Raw genomic sequence first — 16,775 nt, 5'->3', positions numbered from 1 at the left:
ATAATCGGCGGCTTTTGTTCATGAGTGCGGGGTGAGGGATGCGCGATCGACTGTTGGCTGCGGAGAAAGTAAAGGCCATCGATTGGCGAGATGGCGCGCTCCACCTGCTGGATCAGCGTATTTTGCCGTTCGAGGAAACGTGGATTGCCTACACCAGCGCTGCCGGTGTGGCTGAGGCGATTCGTTCGATGGTGGTGCGTGGCGCACCGGCCATCGGCATCAGCGCGGCCTATGGCATTGTGCTGGCGGCCCGCGCCCGCGTGGCTGAAGGCGGCGACTGGTACGCGGCGCTGGAAGAGGATTTCGCCCTGCTGGCGGATTCCCGCCCGACGGCGGTCAACCTGTTCTGGGCGTTGAATCGCATGCACGATCGGCTCGATCGTCTGAAGGACAATGCCGATCCGCTGGTGGCGCTGGAAGCCGAAGCCATTGCCATTCATGAAAGCGATCGCGAAGCCAACCTGACCATGGCCCAGCTCGGCGTCGATCTGATCCGCAAACATCAGGGCAATGCCCAGGCGATCCTCACCCACTGCAACACTGGCGCTCTGGCCACCGGCGGTTTCGGTACCGCGCTGGGGGTGATTCGTGCGGCGTACCTGGAAGGCATGGTCGAGCGGGTGTATGCCGATGAAACCCGGCCATGGCTGCAGGGTTCGCGCCTGACCGCGTGGGAGCTGGCGAACGAAGGCATTCCGGTGACGCTCAATGCCGATTCGGCCGCTGCACACATCATGAAGACCAAAGGCGTGACCTGGGTGATCGTCGGCGCTGACCGCATCACTGCCAATGGCGACGTGGCGAACAAGATCGGCACCTATCAACTGGCGGTCAATGCCATGCATCATGGCGTGCGTTTCATGGTGGTGGCGCCGAGCTCGACCATCGACATGCACCTGGCCAGTGGCGACGACATCCCGATCGAGGAGCGTGACGGCGCCGAGCTGCTGGAAGTCGGTGGCAAGCGCGTGGGGGCAGACGTCGAGGCGTTCAACCCGGTGTTCGACGTGACGCCGGCGGATCTGATCGATGCGATCGTCACTGAAAAAGGCATCGTCGAGCGGCCGGATACGGCGAAAATGGCTCAGTTGATGTGCCGCAAGCGCCTGCATTGATTGGCTTTGGCGTCTGCAAGGACGCCTTCGCTGGCAAGCCAGCTCCCACAGGTTCTGTGCTCGCCGCTGACCCTGTGGGAGCTGGCTTGCCAGCGATGGGGCCCTAAAAGTCAATAAACATCGCAAAACCTGGCCTCAAAACTGTATTCAAAGAGGCTCTGAGCCTCTCTCGTCCCCTTTACGCCTGTCACCGGTCAACTAACTATGCTCCATGCGCATCTGGGGGATAGGTGCGTGGCGGCTCTTGTGATAACATCCGGCGTTTTCCGAGGCAGCTTCACGGAGCTGTCTTTACTGCGCAAATCCACGGTTCGATTTGTTGATTTGTCGTAAGTCGGCGCATGGCACTCAGCCTGCCCCGACGAGCTTCGTTCATCCCATATGGACATGACGAAGTTTCACCAGAAAAAGGAATCAGGCTTCTCATGGGCGAACTGGCCAAAGAAATCCTCCCGGTCAATATCGAAGACGAGCTGAAACAGTCCTACCTCGACTACGCGATGAGCGTAATCGTCGGCCGTGCACTGCCGGATGCGCGCGATGGCCTCAAGCCCGTGCACCGTCGCGTACTGTTCGCGATGAGCGAGCTGGGCAACGACTTCAACAAGCCGTACAAGAAATCTGCCCGTGTTGTCGGTGACGTGATCGGTAAGTATCACCCGCACGGTGATACCGCGGTGTACGACACCATCGTCCGCATGGCTCAGCCTTTCTCCCTGCGCTACCTGCTGGTTGACGGTCAGGGCAACTTCGGTTCGGTGGACGGCGACAACGCCGCGGCCATGCGATACACCGAAGTGCGCATGACCAAGCTGGCGCACGAGCTGCTGGCCGACCTGCATAAGGAAACCGTGGACTGGGTGCCGAACTACGACGGCACCGAGATGATCCCGGCGGTGATGCCGACGCGCATCCCGAACCTGCTGGTCAACGGTTCCAGCGGTATCGCCGTGGGCATGGCGACCAACATTCCGCCGCACAACCTCGGTGAAGTCATCGACGGTTGCCTGGCCCTCATCGACAATCCCGAGCTGACCGTCGATGAGCTGATGCAATACATCCCCGGTCCGGACTTCCCGACGGCCGCGATCATCAACGGTCGTGCCGGCATCATCGAAGCCTACCGCACCGGTCGCGGCCGCATTTACATGCGTGCCCGTTCGATCATCGAAGACATCGACAAGGTCGGTGGTCGTCAGCAGATCGTCATCACCGAACTCCCGTACCAGCTGAACAAGGCGCGTCTGATCGAGAAGATCGCCGAGCTGGTTAAAGAGAAGAAGCTTGAAGGCATCACCGAGCTGCGCGACGAGTCCGACAAGGACGGTATGCGCGTCGTGATCGAACTGCGTCGCGGCGAAGTGCCTGAGGTGATCCTCAATAACCTCTACGCCCAGACTCAGCTGCAATCGGTATTCGGCATCAACATTGTGGCGCTGATCGATGGCCGTCCGCGGATTCTGAATCTCAAGGATCTGCTGGAAGCTTTCGTCCGTCACCGTCGTGAAGTCGTCACCCGTCGTACCGTATTCGAACTGCGCAAGGCTCGCGAGCGTGGTCACATCCTCGAAGGTCAGGCCGTTGCCCTGTCGAACATCGACCCGGTGATCGCCTTGATCAAGGCGTCGCCGACTCCGTCGGAAGCGAAAGAAGCGCTGGTCAGCACCCCTTGGGAATCCAGCGCCGTAGTCGCGATGGTTGAACGTGCAGGCGCCGATTCGTGCCGTCCGGAGAACCTCGATCCGCAATACGGTCTGCGTGAAGGCAAGTACTTCCTGTCGCCAGAGCAGGCGCAAGCCATTCTCGAACTGCGTCTGCACCGTCTGACCGGTCTGGAGCACGAGAAGCTGCTGGCCGAGTATCAAGAAATTCTCAACCAGATCGGCGAGCTGATCCGCATCCTCAACAGCGCCGTGCGCCTGATGGAAGTGATCCGCGAAGAGCTGGAAGTGATCCGCGCCGAATACGGCGACGTGCGTCGCACCGAGATTCTCGATGCGCGTCTCGATCTGACCCTGGGTGACATGATCCCGGAAGAAGAGCGCGTCGTGACCATCTCCCACGGTGGCTACGCCAAGACTCAGCCACTGGCTGCTTACCAGGCTCAGCGCCGTGGCGGCAAAGGCAAATCGGCGACCGGCGTCAAGGATGAGGACTACATTGCTCACCTGCTGGTGGCCAACAGTCACACCACGCTGCTGCTGTTCTCCAGCAAAGGCAAGGTGTACTGGCTGAAGACTTACGAAATTCCGGAAGCGTCCCGTGCCGCCCGTGGTCGCCCGCTGGTCAACCTGCTGCCGCTGGATGACGGTGAATACATCACCACCATGCTGCCGGTCGAGGAATACACCGAAGGTCACTACATCTTCATGGCGACCGCCAACGGCACCGTGAAGAAGACCCCGCTGGAATCCTTCAGCCGTCAGCGCAGCGTCGGTCTGATCGCGCTGGAGCTGGACGAAGGCGACGTGCTGATCTCTGCGGCCATCACCGATGGCGAGCGCGAAGTGATGCTGTTCTCCGACGGCGGCAAAGTGACGCGCTTCAAAGAGTCTGACGTGCGTGCCATGGGCCGTACCGCACGTGGTGTGCGCGGCATGCGTCTGCCGGAAGGGCAGAAGCTGATTTCGATGCTGATCCCGGAAGAAGGCAGCCAGATCCTCACCGCTTCCGAGCGTGGTTATGGCAAGCGTACCGCGATCACCGAGTTCCCTGAGTACAAGCGTGGCGGCCAGGGCGTGATCGCCATGGTCAGCAACGAGCGTAACGGCCGTCTGGTCGGTGCGGTTCAGGTGCTCGACGGCGAAGAAATCATGCTGATCTCCGATCAGGGCACCTTGGTACGTACCCGTGTCGACGAAGTGTCGAGCCTGGGCCGTAACACCCAGGGCGTGACCTTGATCAAACTGGCCAAGGACGAAACCCTGGTCGGTCTGGAGCGGGTTCAGGAGCCATCGGAAGTCGAAGGCGAAGAGCTTGAAGGTGAAGAGGGTGCCGGGTTCGAGGGGGATGTCGTGATCGACGACGTTGCCGAGGACCAGCAACTCGACGCCGCAGCTGACGAAGAGCCGCAGGAATAAGCGGACAAGCGAGGGGGCGGATGAAAATTCGCCCCCTTGTTATTTGTCCGGAATGAATTTCCCCTGCAGGAGCTGCCGAAGGCTGCGATCTTTTGATCTTGATTGGGCAAGGCAGGATCAAAAGATCGCAGCCTTCGGGGGGCGGTGTACAGATTTCGATGTGCAGAATCACCGATTTACAGATTTTTTGTGTATCACCAAGTCAGAGCGAGATTGGATGTGAGCAAGCGAGCCTATAACTTCTGTGCCGGTCCTGCGGCGCTTCCTGAAGCTGTTCTGCAACGTGCCCAGGGTGAACTCCTTGATTGGCACGGCAAGGGTCTGTCGGTCATGGAAATGAGCCATCGCAGCGATGAGTTCGTGTCCATCGCCACCCAGGCCGAGCAGGACCTGCGTGACCTGCTGAATATCCCGTCGAACTATAAGGTGCTGTTTCTGCAAGGTGGCGCCAGCCAGCAATTCGCGCAGATCCCGCTGAACCTGTTGCCGGAAAACGGCTCTGCCGACTACATCGACACCGGTATCTGGTCGCAGAAAGCCATCGAAGAAGCCTCGCGCTACGGCCACGTCAACGTTGCCGCCACCGCCAAGCCTTACGACTATTTCGCCATTCCGGGGCAGAACGAGTGGAACCTGTCGAAAGACGCCGCTTACGTTCACTACGCGCCGAACGAAACCATCGGTGGTCTGGAATTTCAGTGGATCCCGGAAACCGGTGATGTGCCGCTGGTCGCCGACATGTCTTCGGACATCCTTTCGCGTCCGGTCGACATCTCGCGTTTCGGCATGATCTACGCCGGCGCACAGAAGAACATCGGTCCGAGCGGTATTGTCGTCAACATCATCCGCGAAGACCTGCTGGGCAAGGCGCGGTCGCTGTGCCCGACCATGCTCGACTACAAGGTCGCGGCCGACAACGGTTCGATGTACAACACGCCGCCGACCCTGGCCTGGTACTTGTCCGGTCTGGTGTTCCAGTGGCTGAAAGAGCAGGGCGGCGTTGAAGCGATCGCCAAACTGAATGACGTCAAGCAGCGCACGCTGTATGACTTCATCGATGCCAGCGGTCTCTACAGCAACCCGATCAACAAGTCGGACCGCTCGTGGATGAACGTGCCATTCCGTCTGGCTGACGATCGCCTGGACAAGCCGTTCCTCGCCGGTGCCGACGAGCGCGGTCTGCTCAACCTCAAGGGCCACCGCTCCGTGGGCGGCATGCGCGCCTCCATCTACAACGCCGTCGACATCAACGCCGTCAACGCGCTGGTGGCGTACATGGCTGAATTCGAGAAGGAACACGGCTGATGTCCGAGCAAGAACTCAAGGCACTGCGCGTTCGCATCGACGCTCTGGACAGCAAAGTCCTCGAGCTGATCAGCGAGCGTGCCCGCTGCGCCCAGGAAGTTGCGCGAGTAAAGATGGCCTCGCTGGCCGAAGGCGAAGTGCCGGTGTTCTATCGTCCCGAGCGTGAAGCTCAGGTGCTCAAGCGGGTGATGGAGCGCAATCAGGGGCCGTTGGGTAACGAAGAAATGGCGCGGTTGTTCCGCGAAATCATGTCCTCGTGCCTGGCGCTCGAGCAGCCGCTAAAAGTGGCTTACCTCGGCCCTGAGGGCACCTTCACCCAGGCGGCGGCCATGAAGCACTTCGGCCACGCGGTGATCAGCAAGCCGATGGCGGCGATCGACGAAGTGTTCCGTGAAGTGGCTGCGGGTGCGGTGAACTTCGGCGTGGTGCCGGTGGAGAACTCCACCGAAGGCGCGGTCAACCACACCCTCGACAGTTTCCTCGAACACGACATGGTGATCTGTGGCGAAGTCGAGCTGCGCATTCACCATCACCTGTTGGTTGGTGAAAACACCAAGACCGACAGCATCAGCCGCATCTACTCCCACGCCCAGTCGCTGGCCCAGTGCCGCAAGTGGCTGGACGCGCATTACCCGAATGTCGAGCGCGTGGCGGTGTCGAGCAACGCTGAAGCGGCGAAGCGGGTCAAGGGTGAGTGGAATTCGGCGGCGATTGCCGGTGACATGGCCGCAGGTTTGTACGGCCTGACGCGTCTGGCCGAGAAGATCGAAGACCGTCCGGACAACTCGACGCGCTTCCTGATGATCGGTAACCAGGAAGTGCCGCCGACCGGCGACGACAAGACTTCGATCATCGTCTCGATGAGCAACAAGCCCGGCGCGCTTCACGAGCTGCTGGTGCCGTTCCATGACAACGGGATCGACCTGACCCGGATCGAAACCCGTCCGTCGCGCAGCGGCAAATGGACCTACGTGTTCTTCATCGACTTTGTCGGCCATCACCGTGATCCGCTGATCAAAGGTGTGCTGGAAAAGATCAGTCAGGAAGCAGTAGCACTCAAAGTGCTGGGTTCCTACCCGAAAGCAGTTCTCTAAGGGGCGGTAGCAAATGAGTGGCAACTTCCTCGCTCTGGCACAGCCGGGCGTGCAACAACTTTCGCCGTACGTTCCGGGCAAGCCTGTGGACGAGCTGGCGCGCGAGCTGGATCTGGATCCGGCGAAAATCGTCAAACTGGCAAGCAACGAAAATCCGCTGGGCGCCAGTCCGAAAGCCTTGGCGGCGATCCGCGAAGAACTGGCCGAGCTGACCCGTTATCCGGACGGCAACGGCTTCGCGCTGAAATCGCTGCTGGCCGAGCAGTGCCGCGTCGAGCTGAACCAGGTGACCCTGGGCAACGGCTCCAACGACATTCTTGAGCTGGTGGCGCGCGCCTATCTGGCGCCGGGCCTGAACGCCGTGTTCAGCGAGCATGCGTTCGCCGTTTACCCGATTGCGACCCAAGCCGTCGGTGCGCAGGCCAAAGTGGTTCCGGCCAAGGACTGGGGGCATGACCTGCCTGCGATGCTCGCGGCCATCGACGCCAATACCCGCGTGGTATTCATCGCCAATCCGAACAACCCGACCGGTACCTGGTTCGGCGCCGAAGCGCTGGACGAGTTCCTGCAGGACGTGCCGGAGCACGTCCTGGTGGTGCTGGACGAGGCGTACATCGAATACGCCGAAGGCAGCGATCTGCCGGACGGTCTGGATTTCCTCGCGGCGTACCCGAATCTGCTGGTATCGCGCACGTTCTCCAAGGCCTACGGTCTGGCGGCGCTGCGCGTCGGTTATGGCCTGTCCACTGCGGTAGTAGCGGACGTGCTGAACCGTGTGCGCCAGCCATTCAACGTCAACAGCCTGGCCCTGGCCGCGGCCTGTGCGGCGCTGAAAGACGAGGAGTATCTAGCGCAAAGCCGTCAGCTCAACGAATCCGGCATGCAGCAGCTGCAGGATGGTTTCCGTGAGTTGGGCCTGAGCTGGATCGAGTCCAAAGGCAACTTTATTTGCGTCGACCTCGGTCAGGTGGCAGCGCCGATTTTCCAGGGCCTGCTGCGTGAAGGCGTAATCGTGCGTCCGGTGGCCAACTACGGCATGCCGAACCACCTGCGGGTGACCATCGGTCTGCCGGCGGAAAACAGCCGCTTCCTCGAAGCGCTGCGTAAGGTTCTGGCTCGTGGGTGATGTCACTGCTCTGCAATCTGCTGCACCTATGATCGGTCGCCTTGTGGTGGTCGGTCTGGGATTGATCGGTGGTTCGTTTGCCAAAGGTTTGCGTGAAAGCGGTATTTGCCGTGAGGTGGTCGGGGTCGATCTCGACCCGCAATCGCGCAAGCTGGCGGTCGAGTTGGGTGTGGTGGACCGTTGTGAAGAAGACCTGATCGCTGCGTGTCAGGGTGCCGACGTGATTCAACTGGCAGTGCCGATTCTGGCTATGGAGAAGGTGCTCGCGCGTCTGGCGAGTGTTGATCTGGGCCGGGCGATTCTGACCGATGTCGGCAGCGCCAAGGGTAATGTGGTGCGCGCGGCGACCGAGGCGTTTGGCGGTATGCCAGCGCGCTTCGTGCCGGGCCATCCGATTGCCGGCTCCGAGCAGAGCGGAGTGGAAGCTTCCAACTCTGAGCTGTTCCGTCGGCACAAGGTGATTCTGACGCCGCTCGAGCGGACCGACCCGGCCGCACTGGCGGTGGTTGATCGCTTGTGGCGCGAACTGGGTGCCGACGTCGAACACATGCAGGTCGAGCGCCACGATGAAGTGTTGGCCGCGACCAGTCATCTGCCGCACCTGCTGGCCTTTGGTCTGGTCGACTCGTTGGCCAAACGCAATGAAAACCTTGAGATCTTCCGTTACGCTGCGGGCGGTTTCCGCGATTTCACAAGAATCGCCGGAAGCGACCCGGTGATGTGGCACGACATCTTCCTCGCCAACCGCGAGGCTGTCCTGCGCACACTCGATACATTTCGCAGCGACCTCGACGCCTTGCGCGACGCGGTCGATGCAGGGGATGGGCACCAATTGTTGGGCGTCTTCACGCGCGCCCGGGTTGCCCGCGAGCATTTCAGTAAAATCCTGGCCCGCAGGGCCTATGTGGACGCTATGAATTCCAACGATCTGATTTTCCTGGCTCAACCTGGTGGCCGCCTGTCCGGTCGGATTCGCGTACCAGGTGACAAATCGATTTCCCACCGTTCGATCATGCTCGGCTCGCTGGCCGAAGGCGTGACCGAGGTTGAAGGTTTCCTCGAGGGCGAAGATGCCCTGGCGACCTTGCAGGCATTTCGCGACATGGGCGTGGTCATCGAAGGCCCGCACCACGGTCGTGTGACCATTCACGGCGTCGGCCTGCACGGTCTGAAGCCTGCGCCGGGTCCGATCTATCTGGGTAACTCCGGCACCTCGATGCGTCTGTTGTCCGGCCTGCTGGCCGCGCAGAGCTTCGACAGCACCCTGACCGGCGATGCGTCGCTGTCCAAGCGTCCGATGAATCGTGTGGCCAATCCGCTGCGTGAAATGGGCGCCGTGATCGAAACCGCTGCCGAAGGTCGTCCGCCGATGACCATTCGTGGCGGGCACAAACTCAAGGGTCTGACCTACACCATGCCGATGGCCAGTGCGCAGGTGAAGTCCTGCCTGCTGCTGGCGGGTCTGTACGCCGAAGGCAAGACCACCGTGACCGAGCCGGCGCCAACCCGTGACCATACCGAGCGCATGCTGCGCGGTTTTGGCTACCCGGTAAGCGTCGATGGCGCCACCGCGTCGATCGAGTCCGGCGGCAAGCTGACTGCGACCCATATCGAAGTGCCGGGCGACATCTCGTCGTCGGCGTTCTTCCTGGTGGCGGCCTCGATCGCCGAAGGTTCCGAGCTGGTGCTGGAGCACGTTGGCATCAACCCGACCCGTACCGGCGTCATCGACATCCTGCGTCTGATGGGCGCGGACATCACTCTGGAAAACCAGCGTGAAGTTGGCGGCGAGCCAGTGGCTGACCTGCGCGTGCGCGCTGCTAAACTCAAGGGTATCGAGATTCCGGAAGCGCTGGTGCCACTGGCCATCGACGAATTCCCGGTGCTGTTCGTGGCGGCGGCGTGTGCCGAAGGTCGTACCGTGCTGACCGGTGCCGAAGAGCTGCGGGTCAAGGAATCGGATCGCATTCAAGTCATGGCGGACGGCTTGCTGGCGCTGGGCGTCAAGTGCCAGCCGACTCCGGACGGCATCATCATTGATGGCGGCCAGATCGGTGGCGGCGAAGTGCATGGTCACGGTGATCACCGTATCGCCATGGCTTTCAGCGTCGCTTCGCTGCGCGCCACTGCACCGATCCGTATCCATGATTGCGCCAACGTCGCGACGTCGTTCCCGAACTTCCTCGCGCTGTGCGCGCAGGTCGGCATTCGCGTGGCTCAAGAGGCTCAGTCGTGAAAAACATTGCACCGGTCATCACCATCGATGGGCCAAGCGGTTCGGGCAAGGGCACGGTCGCCGGGATCCTGGCCAAGCGACTGGGCTGGAATCTGCTGGATTCCGGTGCGCTGTATCGCCTGCTGGCGTTCGCTGCGCACAACCATGGTGTCGACCTGACCAATGAAGAGCTGCTGAAGAAACTGGCCGCTCATCTGGATGTGCAGTTCATCGCGGCGACCGACGGTCAGCTGCAGCGCATCATTCTGGAAGGCGATGAAGTCAGCGACGTCATCCGTACTGAAAGCGTCGGCTCCGGCGCTTCTCAGGTGGCCGCATTGCCGGCGGTACGCGAGGCGCTGCTGCAGCGCCAGCGTGCTTTCCAGGAAGCGCCGGGCCTGGTGGCCGACGGTCGCGACATGGGGACGGTGGTTTTTCCGGATGCGCCGCTGAAGATTTTCCTCACTGCCAGTGCCGAGGAACGGGCGCGCCGCCGATATTTGCAGTTGAAGGGCAAAGTCGAGGGTGTTAGTCTGTCGAGTCTGCTAGATGAGATCCGTGCACGCGACGAGCGTGATACCCAGCGCGCAGTAGCCCCGCTCAAACCGGCGGCTGATGCGATACAGCTGGATTCCACGGAGTTGTCCATCGATCAGGTGCTTGAACGCATCATGAGCGAGATCGCCATTCGCGATATCGCCGGGTGACCAAGAAGGCCGCAGGGGACCAGTCATAGTCCTGCAGCGCTTCTTTTAAATGAAACTAACCCACACCGTCTGGGGTGTGGAGATGGGCGTATTCTTCGCCCTCATCTACAGGAATTAAAATGAGCGAAAGCTTTGCGGAACTCTTTGAAGAAAGCCTAAAGACCCTGAACCTTCAGGCAGGCTCCATCATCACCGGTGTTATCGTTGATATCGATTACCAGGCTCGCTGGGTAACCGTTCACGCTGGTCTGAAGTCTGAAGCACTCATCCCGCTGGAACAGTTCTACAACGATGCTGGTGACCTGACTATCAATGTCGGTGACGAAGTTCACGTTGCTCTGGATTCGGTTGAAGACGGTTTCGGTGAAACCAAGCTGTCCCGTGAAAAAGCCAAGCGCGCTGAATGCTGGATCGTTCTGGAAGCAGCCTTCGCAGCTGAGGAAGTGGTCAAGGGCGTTATCAACGGTAAGGTTAAAGGCGGCTTCACTGTCGACGTTAACGGCATCCGTGCGTTCCTGCCAGGTTCCCTGGTTGACGTCCGTCCAGTGCGCGACACCACGCACCTGGAAGGCAAAGAGCTGGAATTCAAGGTCATCAAGCTGGACCAGAAGCGCAACAACGTTGTCGTTTCCCGTCGCAGCGTCCTGGAAGCCGAGAACTCCGCCGAGCGTGAAGCTCTGCTGGAATCCCTGCAGGAAGGCCAGCAAGTCAAAGGTATCGTCAAAAACCTCACCGATTACGGCGCATTCGTCGATCTGGGTGGCGTGGACGGCCTGCTGCACATCACCGACATGGCGTGGAAGCGTATCAAGCATCCTTCCGAAATCGTCAACGTTGGTGACGAAATCGACGTCAAGGTTCTGAAATACGATCGCGAACGCAACCGTGTTTCCCTGGGCCTGAAGCAACTGGGCGAAGATCCATGGGTTGCTATCAAAGCCCGTTACCCAGAAGGCACTCGCGTTACCGCTCGTGTAACCAACCTGACCGACTACGGCTGCTTCGCTGAGCTGGAAGAAGGCGTTGAAGGTCTGGTACACGTTTCGGAAATGGACTGGACCAACAAGAACATCCACCCTTCGAAAGTCGTACAAGTCGGCGACGAAGTGGAAGTCATGGTTCTGGACATCGACGAAGAGCGTCGTCGTATCTCCCTGGGCATCAAGCAGTGCAAGTCGAACCCATGGGAAGACTTCTCTGGCCAGTTCAACAAGGGCGACAAGATCTCCGGTACCATCAAGTCGATCACCGATTTCGGTATCTTCATTGGTCTGGACGGCGGCATCGACGGTCTGGTTCACCTGTCCGACATCTCCTGGAACGAAGTGGGCGAAGAAGCCGTACGTCGTTTCAAGAAGGGCGACGAGCTGGACACCGTCATCCTGTCGGTTGACCCAGAGCGCGAGCGCATCTCCCTGGGCATCAAGCAACTGGAAAGCGATCCGTTCTCCGAGTACGTCTCGGTTAACGACAAGGGCGCTATCGTGACCGGTACCGTGAAAGAAGTTGACGCCAAAGGCGCCATCATCGTTCTGGCCGACGACATCGAAGCAACCCTGAAAGCCTCTGAAATCAGCCGTGACCGCGTTGAAGACGCGCGCAACGTTCTGAAAGAAGGCCAGGAAGTTGAAGCCAAGATCATCAGCGTTGATCGCAAGAGCCGCGTAATCCAGCTCTCGATCAAGTCGAAAGACGATGCTGAAGAGAAAGAAGCCATCCAGAGCCTGAAAGCAGCTCCGGAAGGTGAAGCAGCTGACACCACTATGGCGGCACTGCTGCGTCAAGCAATGGCCAAACAGAACTAAGTTCTGCTTGATCATGAAAAAGGGCGACTTCGGTCGCCCTTTTTTGTGCCTGCGATTTGGTGGCGGTGCGCGCCGCGGTTTGCGTGTATCGAGGCTATGGTGAAACCAATCACTTCAACGGGTTGTCTGTTTCTTTAATCGGATCAATCGCCTATTCGCGACTAAGCTGGGTATTAGTCGTGTAGTAGTCGGGCGTTGCCTGGCATAAGGAAGTGGATGAACAGATTTATTGTCTTGATCGCGGTGTTGGTATTGGCTGGCTGCACCACAAGTGCCAAAACGCATGCTGTGCGTGGCGTCAGCGGTATCGAGATCGACTGCTCTGGTCTGGGTTCGGGGTGGGAGAAATGCCAAAAGCGCGCAGCGAAGGAGTGCAAGGGCGCGGGTTACAGGGTAATCACCCGATCTGATCAGGCCAAGGATGAAGATGAATATCCGTTTGGCTTCAATCCCGCAGGCTACGTCACTCGAACCATGCTGGTCATGTGCCGTTGAGTGTGTGCTGCTTCGGCTTGTGCTTTTGTGCACTGAAAACAGGCGTTTCAGCGCTAAGGAAGATATGTCAATCCCTGGGCTGTTCAAAATCTTCCGGGCGTGCTAAAACCTTTCAAGCGCTGATCTAGCTGCTTGAAAAAGAAGGGAAAAATATGACGAAGTCGGAGTTGATCGAACGAATTGTCACCCATCAAGGGCTACTCTCATCCAAGGATGTGGAGCTGGCCATCAAGACCATGCTTGAACAAATGTCCCAGTGTCTGGCCACCGGTGATCGCATCGAGATCCGTGGGTTTGGCAGCTTCTCCCTGCATTATCGTGCGCCGCGGGTCGGTCGCAATCCGAAGACCGGTCAGTCGGTCAGTCTGGACGGCAAGTTTGTTCCGCATTTCAAACCGGGTAAGGAATTGCGTGACCGGGTGAATGAGGAAGAGGAGGAGGGGGTTTGACAGTTGCTATCTCTCAAGGAGTTACTCATGCGTAATCTCAAACGCATACTTCTTGGCGTTTTCAGTATTCTGCTTGTATTGGTGGTTCTGGCGTTTGTGCTTGAGAATCAGCAGTCAATTTCGTTGATGTTTCTGGGATTGACCGGGCCGCAGCTTCCAGTGTCATTGGTGGTGGTCATCGCACTGCTCGTTGGCATGCTCATTGGTCCGATTCTGGGGTGGTTTCTGGGACGTTCGTCCAGAGCGGCGCGCAAGCGTCTGGTCTGAGATCGACGACTACGGGCCATCATTCAAATTTGGTTCGTCGCCTGTCCATATCCATTAGTAAAACGTTCATTAAGCTGTAAAATGCAACCCTTGTTCGATAGTGGTTTTTTCCACGTCGATTTAGACTGGCTCTGACGGAACCCTTCAGGTTGATGGCTTCTGCATTCATGGATCAGACAGTGTTTGTGCCACTGTCCGCAGCTCAAGGGTATGGTTTCGCGTGAAAATTCTAGTTACCGGCGGCGCCGGGTTCATCGGCTCGGCAGTCATTCGTCATATCATTTCCAACACTACCGACTCTGTGGTCAACGTCGATAAGTTGACTTATGCCGGTAACCTGGAGTCTCTGGCAGAAGTTAGCCAGAATCCGCGTTATGCATTTGAGCGCGTTGATATCTGTGATCGTGATCAGATCGACCGTGTCCTGCGTGATCACCAGCCGGATGCGATAATGCACCTGGCTGCAGAGTCCCACGTAGATCGCTCGATTACCGGTCCATCCGAGTTTATCCAAACCAATATCATTGGTACCTACACACTGTTGGAAGCTGCCCGCCAATATTGGGTCGCGCTGGATGATGTGCGTAAGGCCAACTTCCGTTTCCATCATATTTCTACTGACGAAGTTTACGGAGATCTTGAAGGTCCGGAGGACCTCTTCACCGAAACGACGCCATATCAGCCAAGCTCACCGTACTCGGCGAGCAAGGCCAGTTCTGATCACCTCGTTCGCGCCTGGGCTCGTACTTATGGTCTGCCGACATTGGTCACGAACTGCTCGAACAACTACGGTCCTTGCCACTTCCCTGAGAAGTTGATCCCGCTGATCATTCTCAATGCACTTGAAGGAAAACCATTGCCGGTTTATGGCAAAGGTAATCAAGTGCGTGACTGGTTATACGTAGAAGATCATGCGCGAGCGTTGTACAAAGTTGTCACCGAGGGTGTCATCGGTGAGACGTACAATATCGGTGGTCACAACGAGAAACAGAACATTGAAGTTGTGAATACGCTTTGTGCTCTTCTCGATGAACTTCGTCCAGATTCTGCCCATCGTCCTCATGCGAATCTGATTACCTATGTGCAGGACCGTCCTGGACATGATCAGCGTTACGCAATCGACGCCAGCAAGATCCAGCGCGAGCTCGGTTGGGCGCCGGAAGAAACGTTCGAAACTGGTATCCGCAAGACTGTCGAGTGGTATCTTGGCAATACTGAATGGGTCGCTCACGTCAAGAGCGGTAGCTACCAGCAGTGGATTGACCAGAACTACGCTGATCGTACGAATAAGGTATGAAAATTCTCCTGCTGGGAAAAAACGGCCAGGTCGGCTGGGAGCTGCAGCGCTCCCTGGCACCGCTTGGGGAGTTGGTTGCCCTTGATCGGCACCCGCTCGATGGTTTGAGTGGTGATCTGTCTGAGCTGGATACGCTGCGCGATACGATCCGGAAGGTAATGCCCGACATTATCGTCAACGCGGCGGCTTACACAGCTGTCGATAAAGCCGAGTCCGAGACTGAACTGGCTGATCGTGTAAACGGTGAGGCCAGTCGAGTCATGGCGCAGGAGGCCGCATCGTTGGGTGCGTGGCTAATCCACTATTCGACCGATTACGTATTCAACGGCGAAGGCTCGACGCCTTGGCAAGAATCCGATGCTGTCGCTCCGGTGAACCATTACGGCGCCAGCAAGCTGGCAGGTGAGCAGGCAATTGCAGCCTCGGGCTGTAAGCATCTGATCTTTCGTACCAGTTGGGTCTATGGCGCTCGTGGCAACAACTTCGCCAAAACCATGTTACGCCTGGCCAAGGATCGCGAATCACTGGGCGTCATTGCCGATCAGGTAGGTGCCCCGACGGGTGCGGATCTGATTGCTGACGTTACTGCTCTGGCGATCCAGCAGGTCGTGCATCGCCCGGCGCTTTCGGGAATCTACCATCTGGCGGCTGCCGGCGAAGTGTCCTGGCACGGATACGCGAGCCTGGTGATCAGTTTTGCCAAAGCCCATGGTGAAAGGCTCGCTGTCACGGCAGTCAATCCGATTGATACCACTGCCTATCCAACTCCGGCGCGCCGCCCGTTGAATTCACGCTTGAATACACAGAAGCTGCGCGACAATTTTTCTCTACACTTGCCGGATTGGCAAAGTGGTGTAACCCGAATGCTTAGGGAAGTTCTGAATAAATGATCACGACAAATCGTAAAGGCATCATTCTCGCCGGTGGTTCGGGCACGCGTCTGCATCCTCTGACGCTTGGTGTGTCCAAACAGATGCTGCCAATCTACGACAAACCGATGATCTTTTATCCGTTGTCGGTGTTGATGCTCGCAGGAATGCGCGAAATTCTGATCATCTCGACGCCGGACGACCTGCCATGCTTCCGTAAGTTGCTTGGAGACGGCAGTCTCTATGGCATCAAACTGACTTACGCCGAACAACCAAGCCCGGATGGGTTGGCGCAGGCTTTCATCATCGGTGAAGAGTTCATCGGTAATGATCCTTGCTGTTTGATCCTGGGAGACAACATCTTCTATGGTCAGCATTTCTCCGATAACTTGCGCTCCGCCAGTGCCCGTCAGCAAGGTGCAACCGTTTTTGGATACCATGTTTCCGATCCTGAGCGTTTCGGTGTTGTGGAGTTTGATGCTGCTGGTCGTGCGCTGAGTATCGAAGAAAAGCCGGTTAAACCGAAATCGAGCTACGCAGTCACAGGTCTGTATTTCTACGACAATCAAGTCGTCGATATTGCGAAGAAGATCAAGCCGTCCGAGCGCGGCGAGCTGGAAATCACCGATGTGAATCGTGCTTATCTCGAACAGCAAACCCTTAATGTCGAGATGCTGGGGCGTGGTTTTGCGTGGTTGGATACAGGCACCCATGATTCTCTGCTTGAGGCGAGCCACTTCGTCCACACCATTGAGCAGCGTCAAGGTTTGAAAGTGGCGTGCCTGGAAGAAATTGCATACCACAACGGCTGGATCACTGCAGAGCAGTTGGCAGTGCAGGCCGACGCCTTGAAGAAAACCGGCTACGGCCAGTACTTGCAAAAATTGCTGGACTCACCTTCCCACTGACTGAAACACCTCGTTTCGATTGGGAGCGTTCAACAAGTCCGAG

Annotated in this window: 14 protein-coding genes; all 14 read left to right on the top strand. The window is 58.3% G+C overall.

Annotation, left to right across the window (positions count from 1 at the left end; translation table 11 throughout):
• The first annotated feature begins 38 nt into the window (after positions 1-38).
• The 14 genes from mtnA to rfbA all read left to right on the top strand — a co-directional run bounded on the left by mtnA (position 39) and on the right by rfbA (position 16,732).
• Positions 39-1,115: an S-methyl-5-thioribose-1-phosphate isomerase gene (gene mtnA, locus JN524_RS04825; protein ID WP_096794920.1), complete on the top strand. Its 1,077-nt coding sequence runs from the start codon at positions 39-41 to the stop codon at positions 1,113-1,115.
• 425 nt (positions 1,116-1,540) lie between these two features.
• Positions 1,541-4,195 (top strand): DNA gyrase subunit A, encoded by a 2,655-nt coding sequence (gene gyrA / locus JN524_RS04820; protein ID WP_098964976.1) that lies wholly within the window; start codon positions 1,541-1,543, stop codon positions 4,193-4,195.
• A 219-nt stretch (positions 4,196-4,414) separates the two neighbouring features.
• Positions 4,415-5,500, top strand: coding sequence for a 3-phosphoserine/phosphohydroxythreonine transaminase (gene serC / locus JN524_RS04815; protein ID WP_123587474.1), 1,086 nt, complete (start codon positions 4,415-4,417; stop codon positions 5,498-5,500).
• Entirely contained in the window at positions 5,500-6,594 is a 1,095-nt protein-coding gene (gene pheA, locus JN524_RS04810; protein ID WP_003226907.1) for a prephenate dehydratase, read from the top strand. Before serC ends, pheA begins: the two co-directional genes overlap by 1 nt.
• Before the next feature lie 13 nt (positions 6,595-6,607).
• The gene (hisC, locus tag JN524_RS04805) at positions 6,608-7,720 is read left to right on the top strand and encodes a histidinol-phosphate transaminase (protein ID WP_003226905.1); all 1,113 of its coding nucleotides are present in this window, start codon (positions 6,608-6,610) and stop codon (positions 7,718-7,720) included.
• 28 nt (positions 7,721-7,748) lie between these two features.
• Positions 7,749-9,956, top strand: a complete 2,208-nt coding sequence (locus JN524_RS04800; protein ID WP_237402960.1) for a bifunctional prephenate dehydrogenase/3-phosphoshikimate 1-carboxyvinyltransferase — start codon at positions 7,749-7,751, stop codon at positions 9,954-9,956.
• Complete coding sequence (cmk, locus tag JN524_RS04795) at positions 9,953-10,642, top strand: (d)CMP kinase (protein WP_015093983.1); 690 nt, start codon at positions 9,953-9,955, stop codon at positions 10,640-10,642. Before JN524_RS04800 ends, cmk begins: the two co-directional genes overlap by 4 nt.
• 119 nt (positions 10,643-10,761) lie before the next feature.
• Complete coding sequence (gene rpsA, locus JN524_RS04790) at positions 10,762-12,447, top strand: 30S ribosomal protein S1 (protein WP_027612422.1); 1,686 nt, start codon at positions 10,762-10,764, stop codon at positions 12,445-12,447.
• A 216-nt stretch (positions 12,448-12,663) separates the two neighbouring features.
• Positions 12,664-12,942: a hypothetical protein gene (locus JN524_RS04785; RefSeq protein WP_027612423.1), complete on the top strand. Its 279-nt coding sequence runs from the start codon at positions 12,664-12,666 to the stop codon at positions 12,940-12,942.
• A gap of 152 nt (positions 12,943-13,094) precedes the next feature.
• Complete coding sequence (gene ihfB, locus JN524_RS04780) at positions 13,095-13,391, top strand: integration host factor subunit beta (protein ID WP_003189779.1); 297 nt, start codon at positions 13,095-13,097, stop codon at positions 13,389-13,391.
• 27 nt (positions 13,392-13,418) lie between these two features.
• Positions 13,419-13,658 (top strand): LapA family protein, encoded by a 240-nt coding sequence (locus JN524_RS04775; protein WP_202368683.1) that lies wholly within the window; start codon positions 13,419-13,421, stop codon positions 13,656-13,658.
• 220 nt (positions 13,659-13,878) lie between these two features.
• Positions 13,879-14,955 (top strand): dTDP-glucose 4,6-dehydratase, encoded by a 1,077-nt coding sequence (gene rfbB / locus JN524_RS04770; RefSeq protein ID WP_202368682.1) that lies wholly within the window; start codon positions 13,879-13,881, stop codon positions 14,953-14,955.
• Positions 14,952-15,845, top strand: coding sequence for a dTDP-4-dehydrorhamnose reductase (rfbD, locus tag JN524_RS04765; protein ID WP_202368681.1), 894 nt, complete (start codon positions 14,952-14,954; stop codon positions 15,843-15,845). The genes rfbB and rfbD overlap by 4 nt, the downstream gene beginning before the upstream one ends.
• Entirely contained in the window at positions 15,842-16,732 is an 891-nt protein-coding gene (rfbA, locus tag JN524_RS04760; RefSeq protein WP_202368680.1) for a glucose-1-phosphate thymidylyltransferase RfbA, read from the top strand. The genes rfbD and rfbA overlap by 4 nt, the downstream gene beginning before the upstream one ends.
• Positions 16,733-16,775: the final 43 nt, after the last annotated feature.

Origin of the sequence: Pseudomonas sp. MWU318, assembly GCF_016756945.1 — a bacterium.
Taxonomy (GTDB): Bacteria; Pseudomonadota; Gammaproteobacteria; order Pseudomonadales; family Pseudomonadaceae; genus Aquipseudomonas; species Aquipseudomonas putida_A.
This window is presented reverse-complemented; position numbering and strand designations above follow the sequence as displayed.